This is a genomic window from Xanthomonas bonasiae (genome assembly GCF_017163705.1).
Lineage (GTDB): Bacteria > Pseudomonadota > Gammaproteobacteria > Xanthomonadales > Xanthomonadaceae > Xanthomonas_A > Xanthomonas_A bonasiae.
On the sequence record NZ_JAFIWB010000001.1, the window covers coordinates 210,508 to 236,706 of the forward strand.

Sequence of the window (26,199 nt, forward strand, 5' to 3'; positions counted from 1 at the left end):
CCCTAAACGTTCCGGGGTGGCCGCGGCAAAGCCTTTACCAATCCAGGCCCAGCGACAGCTTCGCGGTACGGGTCGCGTACTGGTCGTAGCCGGTATAGGTCCCGCTGTCCCAATCGACGCTGTACGAGTCGTAGTTCTTCCAGTTGAAGACGTTCAGCACATCCAGGCGCATCTTCAGCTTGACGTTGGACCCGGTGTCCCACACCTTCTGCGCCGCCAGGTCCAGCTGCTTGATGCCCAGCGTGGTGTCGGGATGGAACTGGCGGATGCGGCACTGCCCGTCCGACGGGCAATAGGTGGTGTAGTAGTACTCCGGCGTGGACAGCGTCAGCTTGCCGGAGAACGTGGTGTCCCAGGGACCGTCGGCGACGCCGCTGATCACCAGGCGGTGCCGCGCCACGCCGCCGGAGGTGAACCAGCCGTAGCCGGAGAGCGTCGGGTAGTCCAGCGCATAGTGCTCGCCGAACTGCCGGTTCTCCTTGGCGTTGCTGTAGGTGTAGGCGAAGTTCACGCTCCACGGCGACTCGGACGTGTACGGCTTCTCCAGGCTCAGCAGCAGCGAGTTGTTGCGCGTCTCCAGACCGTTCATGCCCAGGATCAGCGACCCGTAGCCCGGCACGCCATAGTCCCACGGCGAGCCGGAGATGGTGCCTGCCTCGAAGAAGCTGCCGTCCGGACGCCGGTTGCCCAGCAGGAACACCAGGCCGTCCTTGGACACGATGCGCTGCAGGGTCACCGAACTGTTCCAGCCGTAGCCCAGCATCTGGAACGTGTCGCGGATGCCGAGGCTGAACTGGTCCGAATATGGCACCTTCAGGTTGTTGGCCAGCAGGTCGACCTCGCGGCCGGCCGCCGAGTTGTTCGCCACCAGCCCGTCGAGCGTGGACTGCTGCAGCAGCGAATCGTCCCACTCCAGGCAATTGTTGACGCCGACCGTGCACGGATGCGCGGCGGTGTTGACCGAATAGCCGTAGCTGCCGTAGGTAGCCTTGGTCTGCTCCAGCGCCAGGTAGTCGAACAGATTGCGGTCGTAGGAGCGCCCGGCGCCGCCGAACAGCACGTGCTTCTGGTCGCCGCTCAGGTCGTAGGAGAAGCCCAGGCGCGGCTGCCAGGCATCCTTGAACGCATGCCGGTTGCTGCCGTCGCTGATGTAGTTGGAGATGTCGATCCCGCCCAGCGCCAGCGTCTGCGCATAGGTCTGGCCAGTCGGCGCGTTCGGATCCTGGCTGTAGATGGCCGCCACCACATCCGGATCGGTCACATAGTTCAGGTAGCTCGGCGTCTTTTCGTAGTCCCAGCGCAGGCCCAGGTTCAGGGTCAGCCGGTCGTTGACCTCCCAGTCGTCCTGGAAATAGAGGCCGAACTGCTTGTTCTTGGACGTCAGCGTGCCCTGGCTGGTGCCGGTGAGGCCGGAGGCGAAGCTGATGTAGTACGGCACCGAGGTGCTGTCGTTGATGTCGTAGTAGTACTGCGGGTTGTACGGCTGCTGCTCGAGCGTGGTCAGTTCGACCTGCTTGTACTTCACGCCCATCTTGAGGGTGTGGCCCTCCCAGCCGGAGAAGGTCAGGTCATCCTGGAAGGAGTGGCCCGTCTGTCCCTTGTGCTGGTAGCCGCCCGAGCCGGCGCCGGTGGCCAGGATCACGTTGCCGGTGTTGCCCGCGCCGTCGGTCAGCACATAGCCGTCGCCGAAGTTCTTCGGTTCCAGCGACCAGAACGACTTCTCGTAGGTCAGGTGCGCATCGTTGAGCCAGTCGCCCATGGTCAGCTGCCAGCGCAGGTCCACCCGGGTTTCGTCCACCTGGTTTTCGGTGGCATAGGACTCGGTGTTCTGCGCGCCGACGTTGCCCAGGCCGGTTTCCTCGCGGCGCTTGGCGGTCAATTCGAGCAGGTTGTTGTCGTCGATCGACCAGTCGATCTTGCCGAAGTACAGGTCCTCGTGGAACGGCACGGTGCTGTTGCGCACCGCCGACTGCACCGACGCGGGCAGTTCGGACACGGTGTAGCCCTGGCCCGGATACACGTCCTGCGGCGCGGAGTAGTCCTTGCCTTCGTAGGTCACGAAGAAATGCGCCACGTCCTTGACGATCGGGCCGCCGAACGAGAAGCCGTACTGCTCGTCCTTGGAACGGTCCTTGCTGCCTTGCGCCTTCTCGCTCTCGCGGGCCGCACGCCAATCGGAATTGCTGTAGTCCCAGAAGAAGCTGCCATGGAAATCGTTGCCGCCGGACTTGGTCACCGCCGACACGGCCGCGCTGCTGAGCTGGTCGTACTCGGCCTTGTAGTTGGAGGTGATGACCTTGTATTCGCCGATCGCCAGCTGCGGGAACGGATTGCCGCGGCTGGAGTCCTGACCGGTGATGCCGCCGGCCAACACGTAGTTCTTCTGGCCGACGCCATCGATGAACACATTGATGTTGTTCGCGCTCTGCGCGCCGGACTGCAGCTTGGTCGAGCCGTCGCTGGGGCTGGTCTCGAACACCATGCCGGGCACGGTATCGGCGAAGGCCAGGAAGTTGCGCGAGCTCTGCGGCAAGGCCTCGATCTGGCGCGTGGTGACGTAGGTGGCCACCTCGGAGGTCTTGGTTTCCACCGCCAGCGGTGCGGTGACCTGCACCGTGTCCAGGGTGGTGGCGCCGCCGCCAGCGGCAGTGCCGGCGCCACCGGCAGCGAGATTCAGCGTCGCCGCCTGGCCGACCTGCACGGTGATGGTCTGGCTGCTGGTGCTGTCGCCCGCCTGCACGTCGACCCGGTAGGTGCCCGGCGGCAAGCCCGCGACCGAATAGCTGCCGGACGCCGTGGTCTGGACGCTGCGGCTGAAGCCGGTCGCCAGGTTGGTCGCGGTCACTTTCGCGCTGCCGGCAGCGGCCGAATCGGCCGTCACCTGGCCGCGAATGGTGGCCGCGGTGCTCTGCGCGAGCGCCGGCGCGGCGGCAAGCAGCAAACAGCCGGCCAGGGCGCAGGCAAGTGCGCTGCGTTGCGGCCGGCACGTCGATTGGATGGAAATTTTCATGAAACCCTCCCGGGGTTGTTCATGTTCTGGTTGCAGGGAAGAGCGAATTGGCCGAATGCAAGAAAGAAAAATCCAACAAGTGACGCATCATCAGCAGCGACACGGGCAGCGACGACGTTGCGCGGCCCATGCTTTTCCAACGTTCCCACCGGCACTACCCACCACGCGCGGCAAGGTCGCACTCGGATCGCCGAACGCGGGTTCGCGCTGCGGCGGCACCGTTCCTGCGACAACGCGCTGTTTCGACCTCGTGCGCGCCCCGGCAATCGCTTGCATCCACACTTGCAACATGTCCCTGCAACCGCCGCGGCCCCCGAACGGTGTCGGGAGCCGCGGCCGCTGCATCACCAGTTCAGGCCGAACGACAGCTTGAACGTGCGCATCGGCGACGCCAACACGCCGTTCGCGGTGCCGTACGACGTGTTGAGGTCGTCGTAGGTCCCGGTGTCGGTGTTGTAGTCGGCGTAGTTGGTCCAGTTGAACAGGTTGATGACGTCGGCGCGAACGTTGAACTTGATGCCCGCGCCGGTATCCCATTCCTTGTTCGCCGCCAGGCTGAATTCCTTGTAGCCCAGCGTGGCATCCGGCTTGTACTGGATGATATAGCACTGGTCGTTGCCGGCCAGGCAGTTGGTGCCGTAACGCGGCGTCTGGCTGGCCAGCGACAGCTTGCCCGACAGGGTGATGGCGTACGGCAACTCGTAGATGCCGGTCACCACCAGGCGATTCTTCGGGATGCCGCCGGCCTCGCGCCAGCCGTAGCCGGCCATCGACGCCTGGTCCAGCGCGTAGTGCTCGCCGTACTGGCGGTTTTCCTTAGCGTCGGAGAAGGTGTAGGCCACGGTCAGGCCCCAGCCCGACTCCTTGTCGTACGGCTTGTCCAGCTTCAGCGCCAGCTGGTTGTTGCGCGTTTCCAGGCCGTTGGTGCCCAGCACGATCGCGCTGTAGCCGCTCGGCGAATCGGTCGGCACGCCGGAGGTGGTCCCCGGCAGGAAGAACGAGCCGTCGGCCCGGCGGTTGCCGCGCAGGAACACGAAGCCGTCCTTGCTCACGATCCGGCTCAGGGTCACGTCCGTGTACCAGTCGTTGCCCCACAGATGCACCATGTTGCGCATGCCGAGGCTGAACTGGTCGGAATACGGCACCTTGATGTTGTTGTCGATCAGGTAGATCTCGCGACCGCCGCCGCCGGTGTTGCTCGACGCCAGCCCGTCCAGGCCGGCCTGGGTGGCGTAGCTCTCGTTCCAGGGCACGCACGGGTCGCCCAGGCACGGGGTCGCCACGCCATTGTTGTTGACGCTGTTGAAGTAGTAGCTGTACGACTTGAAGCTGTTGTTGAGCTGCTCCAGCGCCAGGTAGTCGAAGATGTTGCGGTCGTAGGCACGGCCGGCGCCGCCGTAGATCACGTGCGCCTGGTCGCCGAACAGGTCGTAGGAGAAGCCCAGCCGCGGCTGCCAGGCGTCCTTGAACGCCTTGCGGTTGTGGCCGTTGCTGATGTAGTTGGAGATGTCGTAGTTGGCGTTGTCCAGGTTGCTCCAGTTCTGCAGCGCGCTGGCGACGTCGGCCGGGGTCACGAAGTCGAGGAACGAGGGGGTCTTCTCGTAGTCGTAGCGCACGCCCAGGTTGAGCGTCAGGTGCTCGTTGACTTCCCAGTCGTCCTGCAGATAGATGCCGTACTGCTTGTTCTTGGACACCACCGAACCGCCGCTGGTATCGCCCCAGCGCACCCTGTACGGCGTGTCGGTATCGGTCAGGATGTTGTAGTAATACTGCGGATTGGCCGGATTGATCTGGGTCGAATCCAGCTCGATGTCCTTGTACTTGAAGCCCATCTTGACCGTGTGGCTGCCGTGCCAGTCCATGCTGTTCAAGGTCAGGTCGTCCTGCAGGGTCCAGCCTTCCTGCCCCTTGTTCTGATAGCTGCTGCCGGCGCCGGCGGTGAGGATGGTGGTCTCGTTGCCGGCCTGCGGCACGTACGACAGCACGTAGCCGTTGCCGTTGGTCAGCGGATTCTGGGTCCAGTACGCGCTCTCGTAGCTCAGGTTCAAGTCGTTGAGGAACGCGGCGCCGGTGTACTGCCAGCGAAGGTTGGCGCGCTTCTCTTCCTGGCCGTTGCTGCTGCCGTGCTGGTAGGTGGTGGTCTCGCCGATGTCCGACAGCTCGTCTTCCTTGCGGTACTTGCCGCTCAGCTCGAACAGGCTGTTGTCGCCGATGGTCCAGTCGATCTTGCCGAAATACAGGTCTTCCTTGAACGGGGTGCTGTAGGTGGTGACCAGCGGCTGCAGTTCGCTCGGCAGCTGATCGACGCGGTCGGCATAGATGCCGCCCGGGATCACCGTATTGGGCGTGGTGTATTCCTTGGCCTCGTAGGCGATGAAGAAATGCGCGCGATCCTTCAGGATCGGGCCGCTGAACGTCGCCCCGTACTGGGTTTCGGAGAAATCGTCGCGCTTGCCGGCTTCGCGTTCCAGCGGACTCTCGGCGCGCCAGTCGTCGTTGGTGGTGTCCCAGAAGAAGCTGCCGTGGAAATCGTTGCCGCCGGACTTGGTCGAGGCGACGATCGCCGCGCTGCTGACCTGGTCGAACTCGGCCTTGTAGTTGGAGGTGATGACCTTGTACTCGCCGATCGCCGACTGCGGGAACGGATTGCCGCGGCTGGAGTCCTGGCCGCTGACGCCGCCGGTCAGCACGTAGTTCTTCTGGCTGATGCCGTCGATGTAGACGTTGGTGCCGTTGGCCGAGGTCGCGCCGGAGCGCACCGTGGTGTTGCCCTTGGCGTCGCGCTGGAACTGCACGCTCGGCACGCTGTCGGCCAGTTCGAGGAAGTTGCGCGTGGCCTGCGGCAGCTTCTCGATCTGCACGTTGGAGATGTAGGTGGCGTTCTCGGAGGTGCGGGTCTCCACCAGCACCGGCGGCGCGGTGACCTGCACCGCGTCGAGCGTGGTGGCGCCTTCGGCGCCGGCGCTGGCGGCCGGTGCGGCGCCGCCGAGGTTCAGCGTCGCGGTCTGGCCGACCTGCACGGTGACGTTCTGCGAGGTGGTCTGGCCATTGGCGGTCAGGTCGATGCGGTACGAACCCGGCGGCAGGCCGCCGACCGCATAGCTGCCGTTGTTGACCTGCACGGTGCGCGACAGACCGGTCGCCAGGTTGGTCGCGGTGACCTGCGCTTGCGCCGACGGCGCCGACTCCAGCGCGACCTGCCCACGGATCGTGGCGGCGGTGCTCTGCGCGAACGCCGGTGCGGCGCTCAGCAGCAGGCAGCTGGCCAGCGCACAGGTGAGAAGCTTGCGCGCAGGCCTAGCCGCGGTCTGATTACGTTGATGCATGAAAACCCTCCAGGTTGGTTCTTAGTTGTTGTAGCGACTGCGTAAACAAGGAAAAAAGTGCAGCAAGTGAAGCGTTGAAAACAGCATGGCGACAGCGGCGTCGGCGACGTTGCTCCTCCTATTTCTTCGTGACGTTGCGACTGGAATCGCGCACGACGAGCAGCGGCGTCAGCGTCTGCCGCAGCCCCTCGTCGCTTCCCGGTTGATCGATCAACTGCAACAGGCGCCGCATCGCCTGCTCGCCGAGGCCGGCGATACTCACCTGCATGGTGGTGAGAGACGGGTGAACGAAGCGCGCCAGCGGGATGTCGTCGAAGCCGGCCAGCGCGATGTCGTCGGGCACGCGCACGCCGGCCTGGGCGAAGGCGTACAGGCAGCCGAGCGCGGTCATGTCGTTGGCGGCGAACACCGCATCGGGCAGCGTGCCCGACTGCAGCATCGCCTGCCCGGCACGATGGCCCGAGGCTTCGTCGAACTGTCCGGGAAACTCCTGGCCCTGCGCCTGGCCCGGATGCGCGGCGATCGCGTCGCGGAACCCACGCAGGCGTTCGCGCGCATCGAAGTTCAGGTCCGGGCCGCCGACGAAGGCGATGCGGCGATGACCCATCGCCAGCAGGTGCTCGGTCATCGCCATCGCGCCGGCATGGTCGTCGATGCTCAGTACCGGATACTCGGCGCCGGGCAGATAGGTGTTGATCAGCACCGTCGGCAGCGCCTGCGGCAGGTTGTCGGTGAGAAAGCCGGGGCGCTCGGCGTACGGCGACAGCACCAGCAGGCCGTCCACGCGCCCGCGCATCGCGCGCAGCGCGCGGCCCTGCTCTTCCGGATCGCCGTGGTAGCTGGACACCAGCAGATGCTGGCGGCGCGCGCGCGCCGCGCCGTCGATGCCGCGGATCAACTCGGAGAAGAACTCGCCGTACAGGTCCGGCAGCACCACGCCCAGGGTCTGGGTGCGGCGGCTGCTGAGGCTGCGCGCGGCCGCATGCGGGCTGTAGCGCAGCCGCTCGGCCACTTCCAGCACCAGCTTGCGTACCGGCTCGGCGACGTTCTCGTGGCCGTTGAGCGCACGCGACACCGTGGCCACCGATACCCGGGCCTCGCGTGCGACATCTTTGATGGTGACCGCGCTCTTCGCCATCGTGCCGCCCTCCGCGGCCGAGACATTGAGAAACTGGCGCGGACTGTAATCGTTTTCAGGACGAGGCAGAAGCCTTTTGTTATTTTTTCAATAAAAGCGTTTCAATTCAAATACTTGACCCATCGCAAAATCGCCAAAATCATGACGCGCCGCAGCATAATAACGGCCTGGATCCCGCTTTTTTCGGCTGCCGCGGCATGCGCGCGGCACTGCGGACGGTCCGCCGCGAGCGCCCTGCGCGACGGATCAGGCGGCCTCGCGCGGCGCCTCGGCGCGGATCGACAGCGCGTGGATGTCGCTCTCCATCATCGTGCCGAGCGCGGCGTAGACCGCGCGGTGCCGGGCCAGCGGCGCCATGCCGGCGAAGGCGGCACTGACGATGCGCACATTGAAATGACCGCGCCCGTCGCGCGCCCCGGCGTGGCCGGCATGGCGGTGGCTGTCGTCCTCCACTTCCAGCGACTGCGGCGCGAACGCCGCCTGCAACGCGGCGCGGATGCGCGCGACCCGGCTCGCAGCCATCTCGCCCACGGCAGGCCCGCTCACGGCAAGGTCTTCCGGAACGGCCGCACCTCGACCCGCGTGTAGACGCCCGCAGCCACGTACGGATCGGCCTCGGCCCAGGCCCGGGCCTGCGCCAGCGAGTCGAACGCCGCCACCACCAGGCTGCCGCTGAACCCGGCCGGACCCGGATCCTCGGCGTCGATCGCCGGGCACGGACCGGCCAGCAGCAGGCGGCCGGCCTCCTGCAGAGCTTCCAACCGGGCCAGGTGCGCCGGCCGTGCCGCCGCCCGCCGCGGCAGCGCATCGGCGCCGTCGTATCCCTCGATCACGTACCACATCCGCCACCCGCCTTTCGTTTCGCGTATGAACCCCGCACAATTCTAGCGCCACGGCGCTGGACACCGACCCGGCTGGCGCATTACCCTTGGCTCCATTGCACGCGGCCGGATGCAGCGGCCCGTCGGTGATTGGCTCCCCCAGCCCCTTCCGACGACCGATTCGCTGCCTGACACCGCCCGCGCAGACGTCCTCCTCAAGCTGTTCCGTCGCCGCGACTCGTGCGGCGTACGCCTTGTGTCCTGTTGAAGTGTGGATCGCGTTGCGGGGATGACGCGACGTGAACTGCAGTACTGCTGGCAAGGCCCGAGCCGGATCGCCCCTGCCCGGCCCTTCGCTACCGCAACACCTGATGTACCTGACGTCCAACTGATGACCTCCGAACTCGCGCTCGACGCGAACCCGCCAATCCAGCAGACCGCGCCACAGCAGCAGGAAATGCCGCTGGCGGTGGTGCATGGGCAGCCAGTCCTGCAGATCCCGCAGGACCTGTACATCCCGCCGGATGCGCTGGAAGTCATCCTGGATGCGTTCGAAGGCCCGCTGGACCTGCTGCTGTACCTGATCCGCCGGCAGAACCTGGACATCCTGGACATCCCCGTCGCCGAGATCACCCGGCAGTACGTGGACTACATCAACGTGATGCAGGAGCTGCGCTTCGAACTGGCGGCCGAATACCTGGTGATGGCCGCGATCCTGGCCGAGATCAAGTCGCGGATGCTGCTGCCGCGGCCGCCGGCGCAGGAAGGCGAGGAAGCCGATCCGCGCGCCGAACTGGTCCGCCGCTTGCAGGAGTACGAACGTTTCAAGCAGGCCGCCGAGGACATCGACGCGCTGCCGCGGCAGGACCGCGACACCACGCCGGTGCAGGCGCATGTGCCCGACCGCGCCGCGGTGAAGCTGCCGCCGCCGGTGGAGCTGAAGGAAATGCTGCTGGCGCTGTACGACGTGCTCAAGCGCGCCGAGCTGTTCAGCGGCCACGCGATCAAGCGCGAGGCGCTGAGCGTGCGGCAGCGGATGGGCGATGTGCTGAGCCGCCTGGACGACGGCCGGTTCTACCGTTTCGAATCGCTGTTCAGCGCCGAGGAAGGCAAGCTGGGCGTGCTGGTCACCTTCCTGGCCTTGCTGGAACTGGCCAAGGAGCAGTTGCTGGACATCGTCCAGGAGCCGATGGATCAGGTCGTTCGCAACGGCGAACGGCTGCCGCTGGCGCCGATCTACGTCAAGTCGCTGGCGCTGGGCAACACCAACGAACCGCTGCAGTTCAACAGCGAGTTCGACGATACCGACGCCGCCAACGACCCTACCTGAGTTTTCGAAGACCCCCTTACGCATGGATCAAGCGCTGATCAACCGCATCGTCGAGGCCGCCCTGCTCGCCGCCAACCAACCGCTGCCGCTGGCCCAGCTGCACGGCCTGTTCCCCGAGGACGAGCCGGCGCCGCCGGGCAGCATCGAGCGGGCGCTGGAGCAATTGCGCGAGGCCTGCGCCGGGCGCGGCGTGGAACTGGTGGAAGTGGCCTCCGGCTTCCGCTACCAGGTCAACAGCGAGGTGCACCCGTGGGTGGCGCGGCTGTGGACCGAGCGCAAGACCCGCTACACCCGCGCCACGCTGGAGACCCTGGCGCTGATCGCCTACCGCCAGCCGATCACCCGCGGCGAGATCGAGCAGGTGCGCGGCGTGGCGGTCAGTAGCAACATCATCCAGGCGCTGGAAGAGCGCGAGTGGATCCGCGTGGTCGGCCACCGCGACGTGCCCGGCAAGCCGGCGCTGTTCGGCACCACCAAGGGCTTCCTCGACTACTTCGGGCTCAAGCGCCTGGACGAACTGCCGCCGCTGTCGGAACTGAAGGACATCGGCGAACTGGAACCGCAACTGCAGCTGGACCGCGACACCCTGCCGGTCGGCGACATGGCCCAGGCCGGAGCGGCCGATGCCGACACCGATGCCGACGCAGCCACGTCGGCAGCGGATGCCGACGCGGCCGACGCGCCGCCCGCCGAGGCGAGCGACGAAGACAACGGCACCACACCCGATCCGGATACTGCGCCCGAGCCAGACGCAGCAAAGGCCGAAGCCGACAGCGCAGCCGATCCGCACGCTGCGGACGACACCGCCGCAGCGCACAGCGATACCGATACCGAACGCGAGACCGATGCAGACGCCGCCACGGCGACTGCCTCGTCTGCAGACACCGCCCCGACGGGCGAACCCGAAGCCGCGCCGGGCGAGCGCGCGGCGGATGCGAACGAAGCCGAAGACAACGCCGTCGCGACGACGACCGTGGCTGTTGACGATGCCGATTCCGAACCACAGGCCGACGCACCCCGCGCCGGCCGGAGCCAAGTAAATGAGTGACACCTCCCGCAAGCTGTCGTTGAACAAGCTCTCGCTCAAGCGCGATGCCGCCGGCGAGCAGCCGAAACTGGAAGAACGCCTGCACAAGGTCCTGGCGCAGGCCGGCCTGGGGTCGCGCCGCGCGCTGGAGCAGCGCATCGCCGACGGCCTGGTCAAGGTCAACGGCGAGGTCGCGCAGACCGGCATGTCGGTCAAGAGCGGCGACAGGATCGAGCTGGACGGCCGCAGCTTCGTCGCCAGCGCGCTGACCGAGCCGGCGCGCGTGCTGATCTACAACAAGCCCGAAGGCGAAGTGACCACGCGCGAAGACCCCGAAGGCCGCCCGACCATCTTCGAGGCGCTGCCGGCATTGAAGGGCGCGCGCTGGATCGCCATCGGCCGCCTGGACATCAACACCACCGGCCTGCTGCTGCTGACCACCGATGGCGAGATGGCCAACGCGATGATGCATCCGTCCTACGAGATCGAGCGCGAGTACGTGGTGCGCGTGCGCGCCCCGGAAGGCGAGGACAAGGTGCCCGACAGCATGGTCGAGCGCCTCTCGCGCGGCGTGCTGCTGGAAGACGGCGGCGCCAAGTTCGACGAGATCGAACGCATCGGCGGCACCGATTCGCACGACTGGTTCCGCGTCGTGGTCAAGGAAGGCCGCAACCGCGAAGTGCGCCGGCTGTGGGAATCGCAGGGTTGCCAGGTCAGCCGCCTCAAGCGCACCCGCTACGGCAAGGTGGGCCTGCCGCGCGAGCTGCTGCGCGGGCAGTCGCTGGAGCTGGCGCAGGACAAGGTCGAGGCGCTGCGCGCCGAACTGAAGCTGGAAGAAGGCACCCCGTCGGCGCTGACCCTGCAGCCGGTGATCGGCCAGCGCAAGGCGGCCAAGGCCACCGTGCAGGTCGGCCGCGGCGGCAATGCCTACGTCAACGGCCACAACGTCGCCGACGAAGGCCGCGAGCTGCGCCGCTTCGACAACTTCCGCGAGGACCGCGGCCGCGGCCGCGGCGGCAAGAAGCCGCACGGCGGGCTGACCGTCAGCGGCGAGATGGCCGCCCAGCAGGCGCAGAAGCCGTTCAAGCAGCGCACCCCGAAGGGGCCCAAGCCGCTGCCGGACGGCAACCCCGCCGCGTTCCGCACCTGGTACGTGCCCGACGGCGTCAGCACCGGTCCGACCGGCCACCGCAATGCCGGTCCCGCCGCTGCCCGTGGTCCGGGCCAGGGGCAAGGCCAGGGTCGTCCCTATGGCAAGCCGCGCCCCGCCGGCGCCGGTGCCGGCCAGGGCGCAGGCCAGGGCCGCGGCGGCCAGGGACAGGGCCAGCGCAAGGCGCACCCGTACGGGCACCCGGGCAATGCGCCCAGCTTCCCGTCCGACCATGCCAACCCCGGCTTCAGCCCGTACGGCGCGGCACCGCGCTCTGCGCGTCCGGCCGGCCCGCGCGCCGACGGGCAGAAGCGCGGTCCGGGCGGCCCCGGTGGTCGTCCCGGCGGCAACCGCCCCGGCGGCGGGCGTCCGGGCGGCGGCGGTCGCCCCGGTGGCGGCAACCGCGGTCCGCGCGGCGGCGGCTGAGTACCACGCGGCCGGCACCCGCTGCCGGCCCAGCAGCCAAGACCAAGGGCGCCTGCGCATGCGGCGCCCTTTTTGCTGGGCGCAGATGCGGCAGGCGCTGCCGGATCCCGCCCGCCAAGGCGGCCAGCGGGAGATCGAGCAGGCGATGCCGTCGCAGACGCGCGCCGCGGTGCCGCCGGCCAGGGCGTGCCGTCGGTTGCCGAGTCAGTCGCCGGGTCTGCCGGGGCGCCGGCCGGCACTGGGTCGCAGCGCCCGACGGGCGCTCGGGTCGTCTAGCCGCGCGGTGTCGGCTGGCGCCCGAAAAGCCCAATCCGCAGGGCCGCTGTTGCGCATGCGCGCTGCCGCATCAGCGCTCTGGCACGGACACGTGGGTTCCCTTGCTGGCTTTTGCCCCATGCACGCGCAAGCGCGGCGCGACCTGCTGGTGGATGCCACGCCCTAAGGCGAGCCTGCCCGGCATTCCTGGCTGTAGGCCACGGCGTAGGATTTCTCCATGCACCGCGCCAGCCCTTCGACGACGTCCGCATTCGGCGGCCAGCGCATCTTGATCACCTGCCCATCCTGCATCGGCAGCTCGATGACTCCATCCTTCAACGGCGGCAGGTCCGGCGACGGCGGCACCGCGTCCAGCGCCTTCTTCGCCGCTGCCAGGCCCTTCTGGTCGTGGGCGAGGAACGCCATCGTCGCATCGACATACGGATTCCATCCGGCAGGATCCTGCGATGCAGGCTTCTTGGACGCCTGCATCAGCGCCATCGCGGCGGGATAGTCGCCGGCGAACGCGCGCAGCTGTCCCTCATGCCAATAGAGAAGACTGGCGTCGTCGGGATGCGCCTTCCTGTAGTCGCGGATCAGATCGGCAGCGGCCGTTTCGCAGCCGGGACGCGCCGCAATGGCGCGCCAACCGCCGCCGCCATCGCGCACGTCCTGATCGAACTGCTGCTGATCCAGGGCCAGCAGCCTGGGCCTGTCGACCTCGCAGGCTTGCATGCCCTGCCCGGCTGCAGACGCGTCGCGCGCCGACAGCAGCGCCATGAACACAACGGCCAGCCCGATCCTGCTCATCGATCGCCTCTCCTGCCTGCGGCATGCGCATCCGCCCGATGTCGGTCGCGATCTTGCCACGGCAAGCGGCTGGCTACGAACAAGCGTTCGATGCGATAGGTCTTGGTCCGCACAGCCGGGACATGACGCGCATGGCGCCAAGGCCCGCTGCGGCATCCGCGCATGGCCGCACGCCCGAGGCGCCGATGCGCAAAAGCGGCGAAGCCGATATCCTGGGCGTCCTGAGCTGCCCACTTCCGCGGCGGCGCCTCTACCGATCGGAGATTCCATGTCACGGAAGATACTGCTGCCCCTGTTGATCGCCGCCGTGCTGAGCCTGGGCGCGTGCAAGAAGGTGCAGGAAGAAGTCGCCGCCGCGCAGAACCCCTACCCCAAGAGCTCGCCGCTGCACGAGCCGTTCGACCGCATGCTGCGCAAGCTGGTCAACGATCCGCGCTATGTCGCGCTGCTCAAGCAGGGCGACAAGGCGCAGGCACAGCGCGCCGGCTTCGAGCTGGCGCAGAAGGGCATCACCCGGCTGGACCATGCCACGCTGGAACAGCGCCTGGAAATCCTTGCCGCGGTCAGCGAAAAAGTGGACGTGCCCAAGTGCGCGCTGCTGGCCCGCGGCGGCAACCCGAACGACGCGCAGGCGATGAGCGCGGCGATGCTGCAGGGGCTGGAGACGCTGCCGCCGGCGCAGATCGATCAATGGTTCGAGATTTCGCTCAAGGCGACCGATGCGCAGTTGAGCAACACGCCGCCGCAGACCGTGGCGCCGGCCGATGTGCAGGCGGCGATGACCAGCCTGATCGGCGCCCTGCCCGCCGATCAGCAGCAGCGCCTGTTGAAGGTGCTGCCGCAGATGGCGCAGGCCAGCGACGCCGACGTCTGCTGGGCCGCGCGTACGCTGTACGCGCAGGCGCTGGCCGCCAAGGAACCGGTGCGCGGCCAGCTGGCCTGGGTGTTCGCTCAGCAGTGAGCGGACCTGCCGGCGCTGCGGCCTCCTGCGGGAAGCCGAAGCGCCCTGGCGCCGCTGCGATCGCAGACGGCGCCGCGCGGCTCAGCGCCGCTCGATGGTGAAACCGCCGACCGCCACGCCCAGGTCCCAGCCCTTGCCGGTGCCGGCCAGGGCCAGCGAGATATCGCCCTTGGTCATGACCTGCGCGTCGGAAGACTTGGCCGCGCCGGCATGCGCCTCGGCGGTCGCGTAGGTGCCGAACAGGTCGTTGAGCGTGTAGGCGCCGGTGAACCGGCCGCGGCCGTCGACGATCTTCGACTTGCCCACGCTCAGGCCGCCGCCCTTGGCGCTGATCTTGACCGGGATCTTGGAGCCGTTGTCGCAGGTGATGGTGCCGGTGCCGGTGGCGGTCTTGTAGAACACCGACCAGCCGGACAGATTGAAGCGCAGCTGGCAATCGATGTTGCCGGCGGCATGCGCCTGCGGCATGAAGGCGATGCCGGCGAGCAGCGCGGCGGTGGTCAACAGTTTGTTGTACATGGCGACGCTCCGTGGATGGGAAACGCGCCGAGCCTAGCAGCGCGCCATGCAAGACGGCGTCAGCGATCGCGGCACGGCATGGCGCCGTTCAGCGATCGGCGTTGGGCGCCCCGAGGCTGAAGGCGTCGGCGTCGAGCATCGCCGGGAAGCGCGCGCGGTGCGCGGCCAGCGCCGCCGCCGAGATGGTGGTGGTGGCCACCTGCTCGCGCTCGCGGATCTCCAGCTGCGGCTGGCCGAGGAAGTCGATCACCGCGCTGTCGCCGGCATAGTGCAGGCCGTTGCCGTCCTCGCCCACCCGGTTGACCGCGGCCACGAAGCACAGGTTCTCGATCGCGCGCGCGCGCAGCAGGGTGCGCCACGGGTAGGCGCGCGCCGACGGCCAGTTGGCGACGAAGATCTGCAGGTCGAAGTCGAGCTGGCCGGGGCGCTCGACGTCGTAGCGGTTGCGGCAGAACACCGGGAAACGCAGGTCGTAGCAGACCTGCGGATTGATCCGCCAGCCCTTCCAGTCCACGCACAGCCGCTCGCGCCCGGCGGCATAGCGCTGGTGCTCGTTGGCGTAGCGGAACAGGTGGCGCTTGTCGTAGTGCTGCAGTGCGCCGTCGGGCGTGGCCCACAGCAGGCGGTTGAACACCTTTGCGGCGCCGTCCTCGCCGGGCACGCGCAACTGCACGCTGCCGGTCACCGCCGCCCCCAGCCGCGCCGCCTGCTCGCGGATCCAGGCCACGGTCGGCCCGTCCATGCCCTCGGCCTGGTCCAGCGCCTCGTTGGAGAAACCGCTGGTGAAGGTTTCCGGCAGGATCACCAGATCGGTCGCCCCGGCCAGCGGCGCCAGCAGCTCGGCGTAGTGCGCGCGATTGCCGGCCGGATCGTGCCAGCGGGTGTCGCCTTGGATCAGGGAGATGCGGAGATCGTTCATTGCCGGGAATCGGGAAAGGAGAATAGGGAATCGGCACAGGCTAAGCGCAACAGCCGCTTTTCACCATTCCCCATTCCCGTTTCCCCGTTCCCAACGGCTTCGCGCGCCTACAGCGCGCGCAACCGCTCGATCGCCGCATCCAGCGTCGCTTCGTTCTTGGCGAAGCACAGCCGGGCCAGGCGCTGGCCCGGCGGCGGGGTCTGGTAGAACGGCGACAGCGGGATCGCCGCCACCCCCTTCTCGATGGTCAGCCACTTCACGAACTCGGTGTCGGGCAGGTCGCTGATGGCCGAATAGTCGACCAGCTGGAAGTAGCCGCCCGGCACCGGCAATGGCTTGAGCCGGGTGGTCAGCAGCTGTTCGCGGAAGCGGTCGCGCTTGGCCTGGTAGAACGCGCCCAGTTGCTCGTCGTGCTCGGGTTCGTCGCGGATCATCGCGGCGAAGGCGTACTGGGCCGGGCCGAAGCTGGTGAAGGTGTTGTACTGGTGGACCTTACGGAATTCGGCGCTCAGCGCCGGCGGCGCGATCGCGTAGCCGATCTTCCAGCCGGTGCAGTGGTAGGTCTTGCCGAAGCTGGAGACGACGAAGGCGCGCTCGCGCAGTTCCGGCCAGCGCAGCACCGATTCGTGGCGGCGGCCGTCGAACACGATGTGCTCGTAGACCTCGTCGGAGATCAGGAAGATATCGCTGCCGCGCAGCAGGTCGGCCACCGCCTGCAGGTCGTCGGCGCCGAGCATCGCGCCGGACGGGTTGTGCGGGCTGTTGAGGATCAGCAGCCGCGTGCGCGGGGTGATCGCCGCGCGCACCCGCTCCCAGTCCACCGCGAAGCTTTGCGGGTCCAGCGGCACGTGCACCGCGCGCGCGCCGGCCAGGTCGATCGCCGGCTCGTAGCTGTCGTAGGCCGGATCCAGCACGATCACTTCCTCGCCCGGCCGCACCACCGCGTGGATGGCGTTGAACAGTGCCTCGGTGGCACCGCTGGTCACGGTGACCTCGGTGTCGGGATCGACCTGCGCGCCATAGCAGCGCAGCGCCTTGCCGGCGATCGCCTGGCGCAGCACCGGCACCCCGGTCATCGGCGGATACTGGTTGTGGCCGTCGCGCATCGCCTGGGCAAGGGTGTCGATCAACCGCGCTGGCGCGGCGAAGTCGGGAAAGCCCTGGCCCAGGTTGACCGCGCCGTGCTCGGCGGCCAGTTGCGACATCACGGTGAAGATGGTGGTGCCCACCTTGGGCAGCTTGGTCTGCGGGTGCATGCGTCCGGGTACGGGAGCGGGAAAGCGTCGAGTGTACGCAAAGCCGCTTGCCGGCGATGCGTCGCCGCCGCGCAAAACAGCGTTCTTCGCGCGGCCCATTGGGCCGGCGCCGCCGGCGCCGCGGCGGCGCCCGCGCCGGGTGGCCGCATGCCGATACAATGCGCGGCTCCCGCACCCACCGCCTGCCGCCGCGCCCGTCCCGGCGCGGCATTCCGCCGATGACCGATCCGCTGCATTCCCCGCCGCCGCTGCTGGCCGCGCACGGGCTCACCTTCGCCCGCGACGACGCCGCCGTGTTCGGCCCGCTGGACTTCCATCTGGATGCGGGCGAGGCGCTGCTGGTGCAGGGCGACAACGGCGCCGGCAAGACCACCCTGCTGCGGGTGCTGGTCGGGCTGCTGCGCGCGGAGGCCGGACGCATCGAGATCGACGGCCGCCCGGTGCGCCGCGGCGACCGCGCGCGCTACATGGCCTACCTGGGCCACCTGGGCGCGCTGAAGGCGGACCTGAGCACCCTGGAGAACCTGCACTACCTGTGCGGCCTGCAGGGCCGCCGCGCCAAGCAGATGCCGGGCAGCGCGCTGGCCATCGTCGGCCTGGCCGGCTACGAGGACACCCTGGTGCGGCAGCTGTCGGCCGGACAGAAGAAGCGCCTGGCGCTGGCCCGGGTGTGGCTGTCGCCGGCGCCGCTGTGGCTGCTCGACGAACCCTACGCCAACCTCGACCTGGACGGCATCACCCTGGTCAACCGGATGATCGCCGCGCACCTGCGCAGCGGCGGCGCGGCGCTGGTCACCACCCACGGCGCCTACGCCGCGCCGCCGGTGCGCACGCGCATGCTGAGCCTGAGCGGGGTGGCCGCATGAGCCTGGCCGCACCGGTTCCCTCGCTGTGGCAGGCCACCCGCGCGCTGTTGCTGCGCGATCTGCGCCTGCTGTGGCGGCGCCGCGGCGACGCGCTGCAGCCGGCGCTGTTCGCGTTGCTGATCGTGGCCCTGTTCGCGCTGGCGCTGGGCAACCAGCCGCGCCTCCTCGGCGAGGTCGCCGGCGCCGCGCTGTGGCTGGCGGCGCTGCTGGCCGGGCTGTTGGCGCTGGACAGCCTGTTCCGCGGCGACGCCGAGGACGGCTCGCTGGAACAGTGGCTGCTGGCGCCGGTGCCGCTGGCCTGGCTGGTGCTGGTGCGGGTGCTGCTGCACTGGCTGACCACCGCGCTGCCGCTGATCGTGGCCACCCCGCTGCTCGGCGAATTGCTGCACCTGCCGCATGACCGCATGCCGGTGCTGCTGGCATCGTTGGCGCTGGGCACGCCGCTGCTGAGCCTGATCGGCGCAGTCGTGGCGGCGCTGACGGTGAGCATGAAGCGCGCCGGGATCCTGGTCGCGCTGCTGGCGCTGCCGCTGTACGTGCCGGTGCTGGTGTTCGGTGCCGGCAGCGTGGCGGCCGCGGCGCAGGGCCTGGATCCCGGCGGCGGCCTGCTGCTGCTGGCGGCCGGGCTGGTGCTGGGACTGGTGCTGGCGCCGCTGGCGGCGGCGGCGGCGATCCGCATCTCGTTGAGCTGAGCGCATTTGGCGCAGCGCCAGCGCCGCGCGGGCCGTACCATCGTGTTGTCCTGGTCCATCGTCGCACCGCTGTCGCCGCACCGTAGCAAGCCCCCCGCCCGCTAGAATCGACCGCATGTCCTCCGTCGTCCGCTGGTTCCACCAACTCGGTTCGCCCCCCGCCTTCGACCGCTTCGCCGCGCGCTGGACGCCATGGTGCTATCTGGCCGCGCTGCTGCTGGGCGGGCTGGGGATCTGGCAGGCGCTGTTCGTGGTACCGGCCGACCGCCTGCAGAGCGACGCCTTCCGCATTCTCTACATCCACGTGCCCAGCGCGTGGATGAGCCTGTTCGTGTTCGGGCTGATGGCGCTGTACGCGGCGATCGCGCAGGTCTGGCGGATCAAGCTGTGCGAGGTGCTGGCGATGGCCTGCGCGCCGATCGGCGCCGCCTTCACCGTGATCACCCTGCTGACCGGCAGCATCTGGGGCAAGCCGATGTGGGGCGCCTGGTGGGACTGGGATCCGCGCCTGACCACCGAACTGATCCTGCTGTTCCTGTACATCGGGGTGATGGGCCTGTACCTGGCGATCGAGGACCGCCGCAACGCCGCGCGCGCGGCCGGGCTGCTGGCCATCGTCGGCGTGGTGCTGCTGCCGGTGATCCGCTATTCGGTGGTGTGGTGGAACTCGCTGCACCAGGGCCAAACCATCAGCCTGTTCGGCCAGTCGAGCATGGACCCGAGCATGCTGCCGCCGCTGTGGCTGATGGTGGCGGCGACCAAGTTCTGGTTCGCCGGCTCGCTGCTGGCGCGCGCGCGCGCCGACAACCTGCGCCGCGAGGCCGGCAAGGACTGGGTGGCGAAACTGGCGGAGGCGCGCGGATGAATTACCTGCCCTACGTGATCGGCGCCTATGCGGTGTTCGTCGGCGTGCTGCTGGCCGACTTCGTGCTGGCGCGGCTGCAGCTGCGCGGCGCCCTGCGCGCGGCGCGACTGCGCGCGCAACGCAAGCAGCAGCCCAAGCCCGACCCGGCCACGCTGGACCTGAGCCGATGACCCCGCAACGCAAGCGCCGCCTGCTGCTGTTGATGGTGCTGGTGCTGGCCGCCGGCCTGACCACCACGCTGGTGGCGATGGCCCTGCAGCGCAATACCGCCTACCTGTACACCCCGGCCGAAGTGCTGGCCGGCAAGACCGCCGAGCACGCGCGTTTCCGCCTCGGCGGCATGGTCGAGAAAGGCTCGTTCCAGCGCGCGCCCGGCTCGTTGCTGGCGCGGTTCCGGGTCACCGACGGCGATGCGCAGCTGACCGTCAGCTACGACCGGATCCTGCCCGACCTGTTCCGCGAAGGCCAGGCGGTGGTGGCCACCGGCCGCATGCACGGCGGCGTGTTCGTGGCCGAGGACGTGCTGGCCAAGCACGACGAGACCTACATGCCCAAGGAACTGGAAGACAAGATGGGCAGCGCGCATCGCAAGCACGATGTGGCGGAGGCGGCGCGGTGACTGGAGTTTTCTGCGGGACTCGGGACTCGGGACCCGGGACTCGTAACAGCGAGACCGCGCGCGGCCTGAGCGTTCGCTTTTCCGTGTCCCGGGTCCCGGGTCCCGCGTCCCGGCGCACGCCTCATGCTCCCTGAACTCGGCCAAGTCCTGCTGATCCTGGCGCTGCTCGCCGCGCTGCTGCAGGCGGCGGTGCCGCTGGCCGGCGCGCAGCGCGGCGACGCACGCTGGATGGCGGTGGCGCGGCCGGCCGCGTTCGCGCAGCTGGCGCTGGTCGCCGGCGCCTTCGCGGTGCTGACCCACGCGTTCCTGGTGCAGGATTTCTCGGTGGCCTACGTGGCCGAGAATTCCAACTCGCTGCTGCCGCTGATCTACCGCTATTCGGCGGTATGGGGCGCGCACGAAGGCTCGCTGCTGCTGTGGACGCTGATCCTGGCGCTGTGGACCGGCGCGGTGGCGCTGTTCTCGCGCAGCCTGCCGGCGCCGGTGGTGGCGCGGGTGATCGGCACGCTGGCGCTGGTCAGCCTGGGGTTTCTGGCGTTCCTGCTATTCACCTCCAACCCCTTCGCGCGGCTGCTGCCCGCGCCGCTGGAAGGCCGCGACCTCAATCCGCTGCTGCAGGATCCGGGCCTGGTGATCCACCCGCCGCTGCTGTACGCGGGCTACGTCGGCTTCGCGGTGCCGTTCGCGTTCGCGATCGCCGCGCTGCTCGACGGCCATGTCGATGCGCGCTGGCTGCGCTGGACGCGGCCATGGACCAATGTGGCCTGGGGTTTCCTGACCATCGGCATCGCGCTGGGCAGCTGGTGGGCGTACTACGAGCTGGGCTGGGGCGGCTGGTGGTTCTGGGACCCGGTGGAGAACGCCAGCTTCATGCCGTGGCTGGCCGGCGCGGCGCTGCTGCATTCGCAGGCGGTGACCGAAAAGCGCGGCAGCTTCACCGCGTGGACGCTGCTGCTGGCGATCGCCGCGTTCTCGCTGTCGCTGCTGGGCACGTTCCTGGTGCGTTCGGGCGTGTTGACCAGCGTGCATTCGTTCGCCGCCGATCCCGGCCGCGGGTTGTTCATCCTGGTGTTCCTGAGCCTGGTGTGCGGCGGCGCGCTGCTGCTGTACGCGCTGCGCGGCGGGCGCATCGGCGCCAGCGCCGGCGACGAACGCCAGCGCTTCGCCGCGTCCTCGCGCGAGACCCTGCTGCTGGCCAACAACCTGCTGCTGACCTGCGCCTGCGCGATGGTGCTGCTGGGCACGCTGTATCCGCTGCTGGCCGACGCGCTGGGGCTGGGCAAGCTGTCGGTCGGCCCGCCCTACTTCGGCACCCTGTTCGTGGTGCTGATGGCGCCGCTGGTGGCGCTGCTGCCGTTCGGTCCGCTGACCCGCTGGCAGCGCGAACAGCCGTCGCGGCCGCTGGCGCTGCTGGCGCCGTGGGCCGGGCTGGCGCTGCTGGCCGGCGTGCTCGGCTTCTTCCTGGCGCCGCAGGGACCGTGGAAGACCGCCGCCGGCGTGGCCGGCGCGGCCTGGGTGCTGCTCGGCACCGCGCGTTTCGTGTGGAGCCGCTTCCAGCTCAAGGGCAGCCGCTTCACCGCCGAGATGCTGGGCATGACCCTGGCCCACGCCGGCATCGCCGTGTTCCTGACCGGCGCGCTGCTGGTGGAAGCGCTGGACCAGCAACGCGAGGTGGCGCTGGCGCCGGGGCAGAGCCTGCAGATGGGCCGCTACCGCTTCGAATTCCAGAGCCTGGACCAGATCCGCGGCCCCAACTACCTGTCCGAACGCGCGCACGTGCAGGTGCTGCGCGACGACCGCCCGCTGGCGCTGCTGCATCCGGAAAAACGCGTCTACGCCAGCGGCGGGCAGAGCCTGAGCGAGGCCGGCATCCATCCCGGCCTGTTCGGCGACGTCTATATCGCCCTGGGCGAACCGCTGGGCGGCAACGCCTGGGCGATGCGCCTGCATGTCAAACCGTTCGTTCGCTGGATCTGGCTCGGCGCGGCGCTGATGGCGCTGGGTGGCTTCGTCACCGCCGGCGACCGGCGCTTCCGTCGTTCCCCGGAGAAATCCTGATGTCCGCTCCCGCTCCACGCCGCCTGCCGCTCGCCGCCATCGTGCTCGGCGCCCTGTTCTTCCTCGGCCTGCTGGCGCTGATGTTCTACGCGGTGCAACGTTCCGGGGTGGCCGATCGCGATGCGCTGCCGTCGGCGCTGATCGGCAAGCCGGCGCCGGCGTTCGACCTGCCGGTACTGCACGATGGGTCGATCCGCGTGCGCAGCGCCGAACTGCGCGGCGCGCCGTATGTGCTCAACGTGTGGGGCAGCTGGTGCGCCACCTGCCGCGAGGAACACCCGGTGCTGACCCGCTTCGCGCTGACCAAGCGCGTGCGGGTGATCGGCTACGACTGGAAGGACACCCGCGAAGACGCGCTGCACTGGCTGGAGCAGTTGGGCAATCCGTTCTTCGTGGTGCTGTTCGATCCGGACGGGCGCACCGCGATCGACTGGGGCGTGGCCGCGGCGCCGGAGACTTTCCTGGTCGATGCGCGCGGCGTGGTGCGCTGGAAGCATTCCGGCGCATTGACCGACCAGATCGTGCAGGACGAACTGCTGCCGGCGCTGTTGCAGGCCGAACGCGACGCGCCGACCGCCAAGCAGGGCCGGGCCGCACCGTGACGCGTCGTTGGCTCGCGCTGCTGCTGGTGCTGCTGGCTTGCGCCGGGCATGCCGGCGCGCAGCCGGTGGCCGACCCGACACCGCTGGCGTACCGCTCGGCGGCCGAGGAAGCGCGCTTCCATGCGCTGACCGCCGAACTGCGCTGCGTGCAGTGCCAGAACCAGTCGCTGGCCGACTCGCATGCGCAGATCGCGCTGGACCTGCGCCGCGAAGTGCTGCAACTGATGCAGCAGGGACGTTCGGACGCGGAGATCAAGCGCTTCCTGGTCGATCGCTACGGCGAATTCGTGCTGTACCGGCCGCAGGTGGAAGCGCGCACCTGGCTGCTGTGGTTCGGGCCGTTGCTGCTGCTCGGCGCCGGTGCCCTGCTCGTGGTCTGGGTGGTGCGCCGCCGCGCGCCGGCCGGCGCTGCGCCGCCGGCGCAGGAGGAACAGGAATGGTGAGGCGATGCTGAGCTGGGGCATGCATGCCGCCGCCGCGGTGCTGGCCGCGCTCGTGTTCGGCGCGGTGCTGTGGCCGTTGCGGCGCAGCCGCGGCGGCGCGCCGCTGCTCGCCGTTGCGGCGCTGGCGCTGGGCGTGGCCGCCGCCGCGCTGTATGCGCTGGTCGGCACGCCGCGCGCGCTGCAGGCGCAGAACCGCGAAGCGCCGCGCAATCTGGAAGACGGCGTGGCGCAGTTGCAGGCGGCGCTGGCCAAGGATCCAGGTCGCGCCGAAGGCTGGGCGCTGCTGGCGCGCTCGCAGATGTCGCTGGGCCGCCCCAACGAGGCCGCCGCCGCGTTCGCACGCGCGGTGCAGCTGGCGCCGGACGAAGCGCAATGGCTGGTGCAGGCGGCCGAAGCGCGCGCGCTGGCCACGCCGCAGCGCCAGTTCGATGCGCAAGGCGTCGCCTGGCTGCGGCATGCCTTGCAGGTCGAACCGAACAACGAACGCGCGGCCTGGTTCCTGGGCATCGCGCAGCGCCAGCGCGGCCAGCATGCCGAGGCCGCCGCGACCTGGGAAGCACTGCTGCCACGCGTGGATGCCGCTACCGCCGCCGCGCTGCGCCCGCAGATCGACGCGGCGCGTGCCGATGCCGGGTTGCCGGCGCTGCCGGCCGCTGCGCCAACCGCAACGGCGACGGCCGCGGCAAGCGCAACGGCTGCGCCGAACCCCGCCGCCTCGTCTGCATCCGCCGCTGCCGGCACGCTCACCGTTGCGGTGTCGCTGGATCCGGACTTCGCCGCACGCGTGCGCCTGCGCGGCGACGCCAGCGTGTTCGTCATCGCGCGCGTGCCCGGCGGCCCGCCGATGCCGGTCGCGGTGCAGAAGCATGCGCTGCAGTCGCTGCCGCTGCGCGTGACCCTGAGCGACAGCGACAGCCCGATGCCGACGCAGAAGCTGTCGCAGCTCAAGCAAGTGCAGGTGCTGGCGCGGCTCTCGAACAGCGGCAACGCGATGCGCCAGGAAGGCGACCTGGAATCGGCGCCGGTGACGGTGACGCTGCCGACGGCGACACCGGTGGAGTTGGTGATCGGGACGCCATGATGCGGCGCGCCCGGGTTCTCCTGTAGGAGCGGCTTCAGCCGCGACACCGGCGCGAGGGACATGTCGGTTGCGGAAAATGCCTGTCGCGGCTGAAGCCGCTCCTACAGGAGCGCCGCTCGTTGCTGGCTTCGTCTACGCGTCTCCTTCGCCGGGCACGCGCACGCACGCCGCGTCCGCCGCGGCACGGCTAGAATCGGCGCATGACCGAATTCATTCCTCCCGGCAGCCGCTTCCTCGCCCTGCCCTCGCCGTTCCCGATGAAGCGCGGCGGCCAGCTGCGCGATGCGCGCGTCGCCTACGAAACCTGGGGCACGCTGGCGGCGGACCGCAGCAATGCGATCCTGATCGTCACCGGCCTGTCGCCCGACGCGCATGCCGCCGCGCATGCCGACGATCCCAGCCCCGGCTGGTGGGAAGCGATGCTCGGCGCCGGCAAGCCGATCGATACGCAGCGCTGGTTCGTGATCTGCGTGAATTCGCTGGGCAGCTGCAAGGGCTCGACCGGCCCGGCCTCGCCGGATCCGGACGACGCGCGACCGTATCGCCTGCGCTTCCCGGAACTGTCGATCGAGGACGTCGCCGATGCCGCCGCGCACGTGGTGCGCGCGCTGGGCATCGACCGGCTGGCGTGCCTGATCGGCAACTCGATGGGCGGCATGACCGCGCTGGCGCTGCTGCGCCGCCATCCCGGGCTGGCGCGCAGCCACATCAACATCTCCGGCAGCGCGCAGGCCTTGCCGTTCTCGATCGCGATCCGCTCGCTGCAGCGCGAGGCGATCCGCCTGGACCCGAACTGGAACGGCGGCGACTACGACGAGGCCACCTATCCCGAATCGGGCATGCGCATGGCGCGCAAGCTGGGCGTCATCACCTACCGTTCGGCGCTGGAATGGGATGGCCGCTTCGGCCGCGTGCGGCTGGATTCGGACCAGGCCGACGACGATCCGTTCGGCCTGGAATTCCAGGTCGAAAGCTACCTGGAAGGCCATGCGCGGCGCTTCGTGCGCCGCTTCGATCCGAACTGCTACCTGTACCTGAGCCGCTCGATGGACTGGTTCGACCTGGCCGAGTACGCCGGCGGCGACGTGCTGGCCGGACTGGCGACGATCCGCGTCGAACGCGCGCTGGCGATCGGCGCCAACACCGACATCCTGTTCCCGGTGCAGCAACAGCAGCAGATCGCCGACGGCCTGCGCGCCGGCGGCGCCGACGCGCAGTTCCTGGGCCTGGACTCGCCGCAGGGACACGACGCGTTCCTGGTCGATTTCGCGCGTTTCGGGCCTGCGGTGCGCGCGTTCCTGGCGCAATGCTGAGCCGCGACACGCGCGATGCCCGTGCGATGCGCTATCAAGGACGCCTGAGCGATTGGAACGACGCCAGCGGTTTCGGCTTTGTCGTTCCCAACGGCGGCGGCACGCGCGCCTTCGTGCATATCCAGGCGTTCGAGCGGCGCGGGGGTCGGCGGCCGCGCGACGGCGATGCGATCACCTACGAAACCGCGACCGATGCGCGTGGGCGCGTGTCCGCCGTGCGTATCCACGCGGTTCGCGCCACAGTGCCGGGCGCACGCCGCGGGGCGGCGCATACCGCGCCCTGGCTGCCGCGACGCTGGCTCGGTGCCGGCGCCTTGCTGGCCATCGTCGGCGCCGCAGCGAGCGGGCGAGTGCCGGGGTGGCTGGCGGCCTGCTACCTGGGCTGCAGCGCCGCCGCGCTGCTGTTGTATGGCATCGACAAATCGGCGGCACAGCGCGGCCATTGGCGGACCCCGGAGGCGACGCTGCAATTGCTGGCGCTGGCCGGCGGCTGGCCAGGCGCGCTGTTCGCGCAGGGCCAGTTTCGGCACAAATCGCGCAAGATCAGCTTTCAGTTCGTGTTCTGGGCCGCGGTGCTGCTCAACCTGTTCGCGCTGGCCTGGCTGCTGCTGGCTGCGGACGCGCAGGCGTTGCGCAATTCGCTGAGCGCGTGATCCGCGCCGCGGCGCGGCCCGTATGCGCCTGGCGCGGCGCATCCCTGTGCGCTGCGTTC

24 protein-coding genes are annotated in these 26,199 nt (G+C 69.2%); 15 read left to right on the plus strand and 9 right to left on the minus strand.

Annotation, left to right across the window (positions count from 1 at the left end):
* Positions 1-34: 34 nt before the first annotated feature.
* From JR064_RS00900 to JR064_RS00920, 5 genes are all read right to left on the minus strand, one after another.
* Positions 35-3,010, minus strand: a complete 2,976-nt coding sequence (locus JR064_RS00900) for a TonB-dependent receptor (RefSeq protein ID WP_206228499.1) — start codon at positions 3,008-3,010, stop codon at positions 35-37.
* Positions 3,011-3,354: 344 nt separating this feature from the next.
* The gene (locus JR064_RS00905) at positions 3,355-6,336 is read right to left on the minus strand and encodes a TonB-dependent receptor (protein ID WP_206228500.1); all 2,982 of its coding nucleotides are present in this window, start codon (positions 6,334-6,336) and stop codon (positions 3,355-3,357) included.
* A gap of 118 nt (positions 6,337-6,454) precedes the next feature.
* Positions 6,455-7,474: a LacI family DNA-binding transcriptional regulator gene (locus JR064_RS00910; RefSeq protein ID WP_206228501.1), complete on the minus strand. Its 1,020-nt coding sequence runs from the start codon at positions 7,472-7,474 to the stop codon at positions 6,455-6,457.
* Positions 7,475-7,720: 246 nt separating this feature from the next.
* Positions 7,721-7,996 (minus strand): BolA family protein, encoded by a 276-nt coding sequence (locus JR064_RS00915; protein ID WP_191824831.1) that lies wholly within the window; start codon positions 7,994-7,996, stop codon positions 7,721-7,723.
* Positions 7,997-8,016: 20 nt separating this feature from the next.
* The gene (locus JR064_RS00920; protein WP_191824607.1) at positions 8,017-8,316 is read right to left on the minus strand and encodes a YciI family protein; all 300 of its coding nucleotides are present in this window, start codon (positions 8,314-8,316) and stop codon (positions 8,017-8,019) included.
* Positions 8,317-8,686: 370 nt separating this feature from the next.
* Between JR064_RS00920 and JR064_RS00925 the strand changes: the two genes are divergently transcribed.
* The 3 genes from JR064_RS00925 to JR064_RS00935 are packed head-to-tail and all read left to right on the plus strand — an operon-like array spanning position 8,687 to position 12,228.
* Complete coding sequence (locus tag JR064_RS00925; RefSeq protein WP_179563987.1) at positions 8,687-9,625, plus strand: segregation and condensation protein A; 939 nt, start codon at positions 8,687-8,689, stop codon at positions 9,623-9,625.
* Between the two features lie 22 nt (positions 9,626-9,647).
* Entirely contained in the window at positions 9,648-10,673 is a 1,026-nt protein-coding gene (gene scpB / locus JR064_RS00930) for an SMC-Scp complex subunit ScpB (RefSeq protein ID WP_206228502.1), read from the plus strand.
* Positions 10,666-12,228 (plus strand): pseudouridine synthase, encoded by a 1,563-nt coding sequence (locus tag JR064_RS00935; RefSeq protein ID WP_179563983.1) that lies wholly within the window; start codon positions 10,666-10,668, stop codon positions 12,226-12,228. The genes scpB and JR064_RS00935 overlap by 8 nt, the downstream gene beginning before the upstream one ends.
* 438 nt (positions 12,229-12,666) lie before the next feature.
* On the opposite strand, the gene JR064_RS00940 is transcribed toward JR064_RS00935, so the two are convergent.
* Complete coding sequence (locus JR064_RS00940; RefSeq protein ID WP_241092786.1) at positions 12,667-13,263, minus strand: hypothetical protein; 597 nt, start codon at positions 13,261-13,263, stop codon at positions 12,667-12,669.
* Positions 13,264-13,561: 298 nt separating this feature from the next.
* On the opposite strand from JR064_RS00940, the gene JR064_RS00945 reads away from it, so the two are divergent.
* Positions 13,562-14,254 (plus strand): hypothetical protein, encoded by a 693-nt coding sequence (locus JR064_RS00945; RefSeq protein ID WP_206228503.1) that lies wholly within the window; start codon positions 13,562-13,564, stop codon positions 14,252-14,254.
* Between the two features lie 81 nt (positions 14,255-14,335).
* Here JR064_RS00945 and JR064_RS00950 read toward each other — a convergent pair whose 3' ends face one another.
* From JR064_RS00950 to JR064_RS00960, 3 genes are all read right to left on the minus strand, one after another.
* Positions 14,336-14,773, minus strand: a complete 438-nt coding sequence (locus tag JR064_RS00950; protein WP_179563979.1) for a hypothetical protein — start codon at positions 14,771-14,773, stop codon at positions 14,336-14,338.
* A gap of 88 nt (positions 14,774-14,861) precedes the next feature.
* Positions 14,862-15,692 (minus strand): amidohydrolase, encoded by an 831-nt coding sequence (locus tag JR064_RS00955; protein WP_206228504.1) that lies wholly within the window; start codon positions 15,690-15,692, stop codon positions 14,862-14,864.
* A 107-nt stretch (positions 15,693-15,799) separates the two neighbouring features.
* Entirely contained in the window at positions 15,800-16,948 is a 1,149-nt protein-coding gene (locus tag JR064_RS00960) for a pyridoxal phosphate-dependent aminotransferase (RefSeq protein WP_206228505.1), read from the minus strand.
* Positions 16,949-17,166: 218 nt separating this feature from the next.
* On the opposite strand from JR064_RS00960, the gene ccmA reads away from it, so the two are divergent.
* The 11 genes from ccmA (at position 17,167) to JR064_RS01015 (ending at position 26,140) form a co-directional block, all read left to right on the plus strand.
* The gene (gene ccmA / locus JR064_RS00965) at positions 17,167-17,814 is read left to right on the plus strand and encodes a heme ABC exporter ATP-binding protein CcmA (RefSeq protein ID WP_047324868.1); all 648 of its coding nucleotides are present in this window, start codon (positions 17,167-17,169) and stop codon (positions 17,812-17,814) included.
* Positions 17,811-18,506, plus strand: coding sequence for a heme exporter protein CcmB (ccmB, locus tag JR064_RS00970; protein ID WP_206228506.1), 696 nt, complete (start codon positions 17,811-17,813; stop codon positions 18,504-18,506). Before ccmA ends, ccmB begins: the two co-directional genes overlap by 4 nt.
* 115 nt (positions 18,507-18,621) lie before the next feature.
* Positions 18,622-19,371: a heme ABC transporter permease CcmC gene (ccmC, locus tag JR064_RS00975; RefSeq protein ID WP_206228507.1), complete on the plus strand. Its 750-nt coding sequence runs from the start codon at positions 18,622-18,624 to the stop codon at positions 19,369-19,371.
* Positions 19,368-19,541, plus strand: a complete 174-nt coding sequence (locus JR064_RS00980; protein ID WP_003474125.1) for a heme exporter protein CcmD — start codon at positions 19,368-19,370, stop codon at positions 19,539-19,541. The genes ccmC and JR064_RS00980 overlap by 4 nt, the downstream gene beginning before the upstream one ends.
* Entirely contained in the window at positions 19,538-19,990 is a 453-nt protein-coding gene (gene ccmE / locus JR064_RS00985) for a cytochrome c maturation protein CcmE (protein ID WP_206228508.1), read from the plus strand. Before JR064_RS00980 ends, ccmE begins: the two co-directional genes overlap by 4 nt.
* 123 nt (positions 19,991-20,113) lie before the next feature.
* Positions 20,114-22,048 carry a heme lyase CcmF/NrfE family subunit gene (locus JR064_RS00990; RefSeq protein ID WP_206228509.1) on the plus strand — a complete coding sequence of 645 codons (1,935 nt, stop codon included), beginning with the start codon at positions 20,114-20,116 and terminating at the stop codon, positions 22,046-22,048.
* Complete coding sequence (locus JR064_RS00995) at positions 22,048-22,650, plus strand: DsbE family thiol:disulfide interchange protein (protein ID WP_206228510.1); 603 nt, start codon at positions 22,048-22,050, stop codon at positions 22,648-22,650. The genes JR064_RS00990 and JR064_RS00995 overlap by 1 nt, the downstream gene beginning before the upstream one ends.
* Positions 22,647-23,093: a cytochrome c-type biogenesis protein gene (locus JR064_RS01000; protein WP_191824613.1), complete on the plus strand. Its 447-nt coding sequence runs from the start codon at positions 22,647-22,649 to the stop codon at positions 23,091-23,093. Before JR064_RS00995 ends, JR064_RS01000 begins: the two co-directional genes overlap by 4 nt.
* Before the next feature lie 4 nt (positions 23,094-23,097).
* The gene (locus JR064_RS01005) at positions 23,098-24,174 is read left to right on the plus strand and encodes a c-type cytochrome biogenesis protein CcmI/CycH (protein WP_206228511.1); all 1,077 of its coding nucleotides are present in this window, start codon (positions 23,098-23,100) and stop codon (positions 24,172-24,174) included.
* Between the two features lie 200 nt (positions 24,175-24,374).
* Complete coding sequence (metX, locus tag JR064_RS01010) at positions 24,375-25,487, plus strand: homoserine O-acetyltransferase MetX (RefSeq protein WP_206228512.1); 1,113 nt, start codon at positions 24,375-24,377, stop codon at positions 25,485-25,487.
* Positions 25,488-25,513: 26 nt separating this feature from the next.
* Positions 25,514-26,140: a cold shock and DUF1294 domain-containing protein gene (locus JR064_RS01015; protein ID WP_206228513.1), complete on the plus strand. Its 627-nt coding sequence runs from the start codon at positions 25,514-25,516 to the stop codon at positions 26,138-26,140.
* Positions 26,141-26,199: the final 59 nt, after the last annotated feature.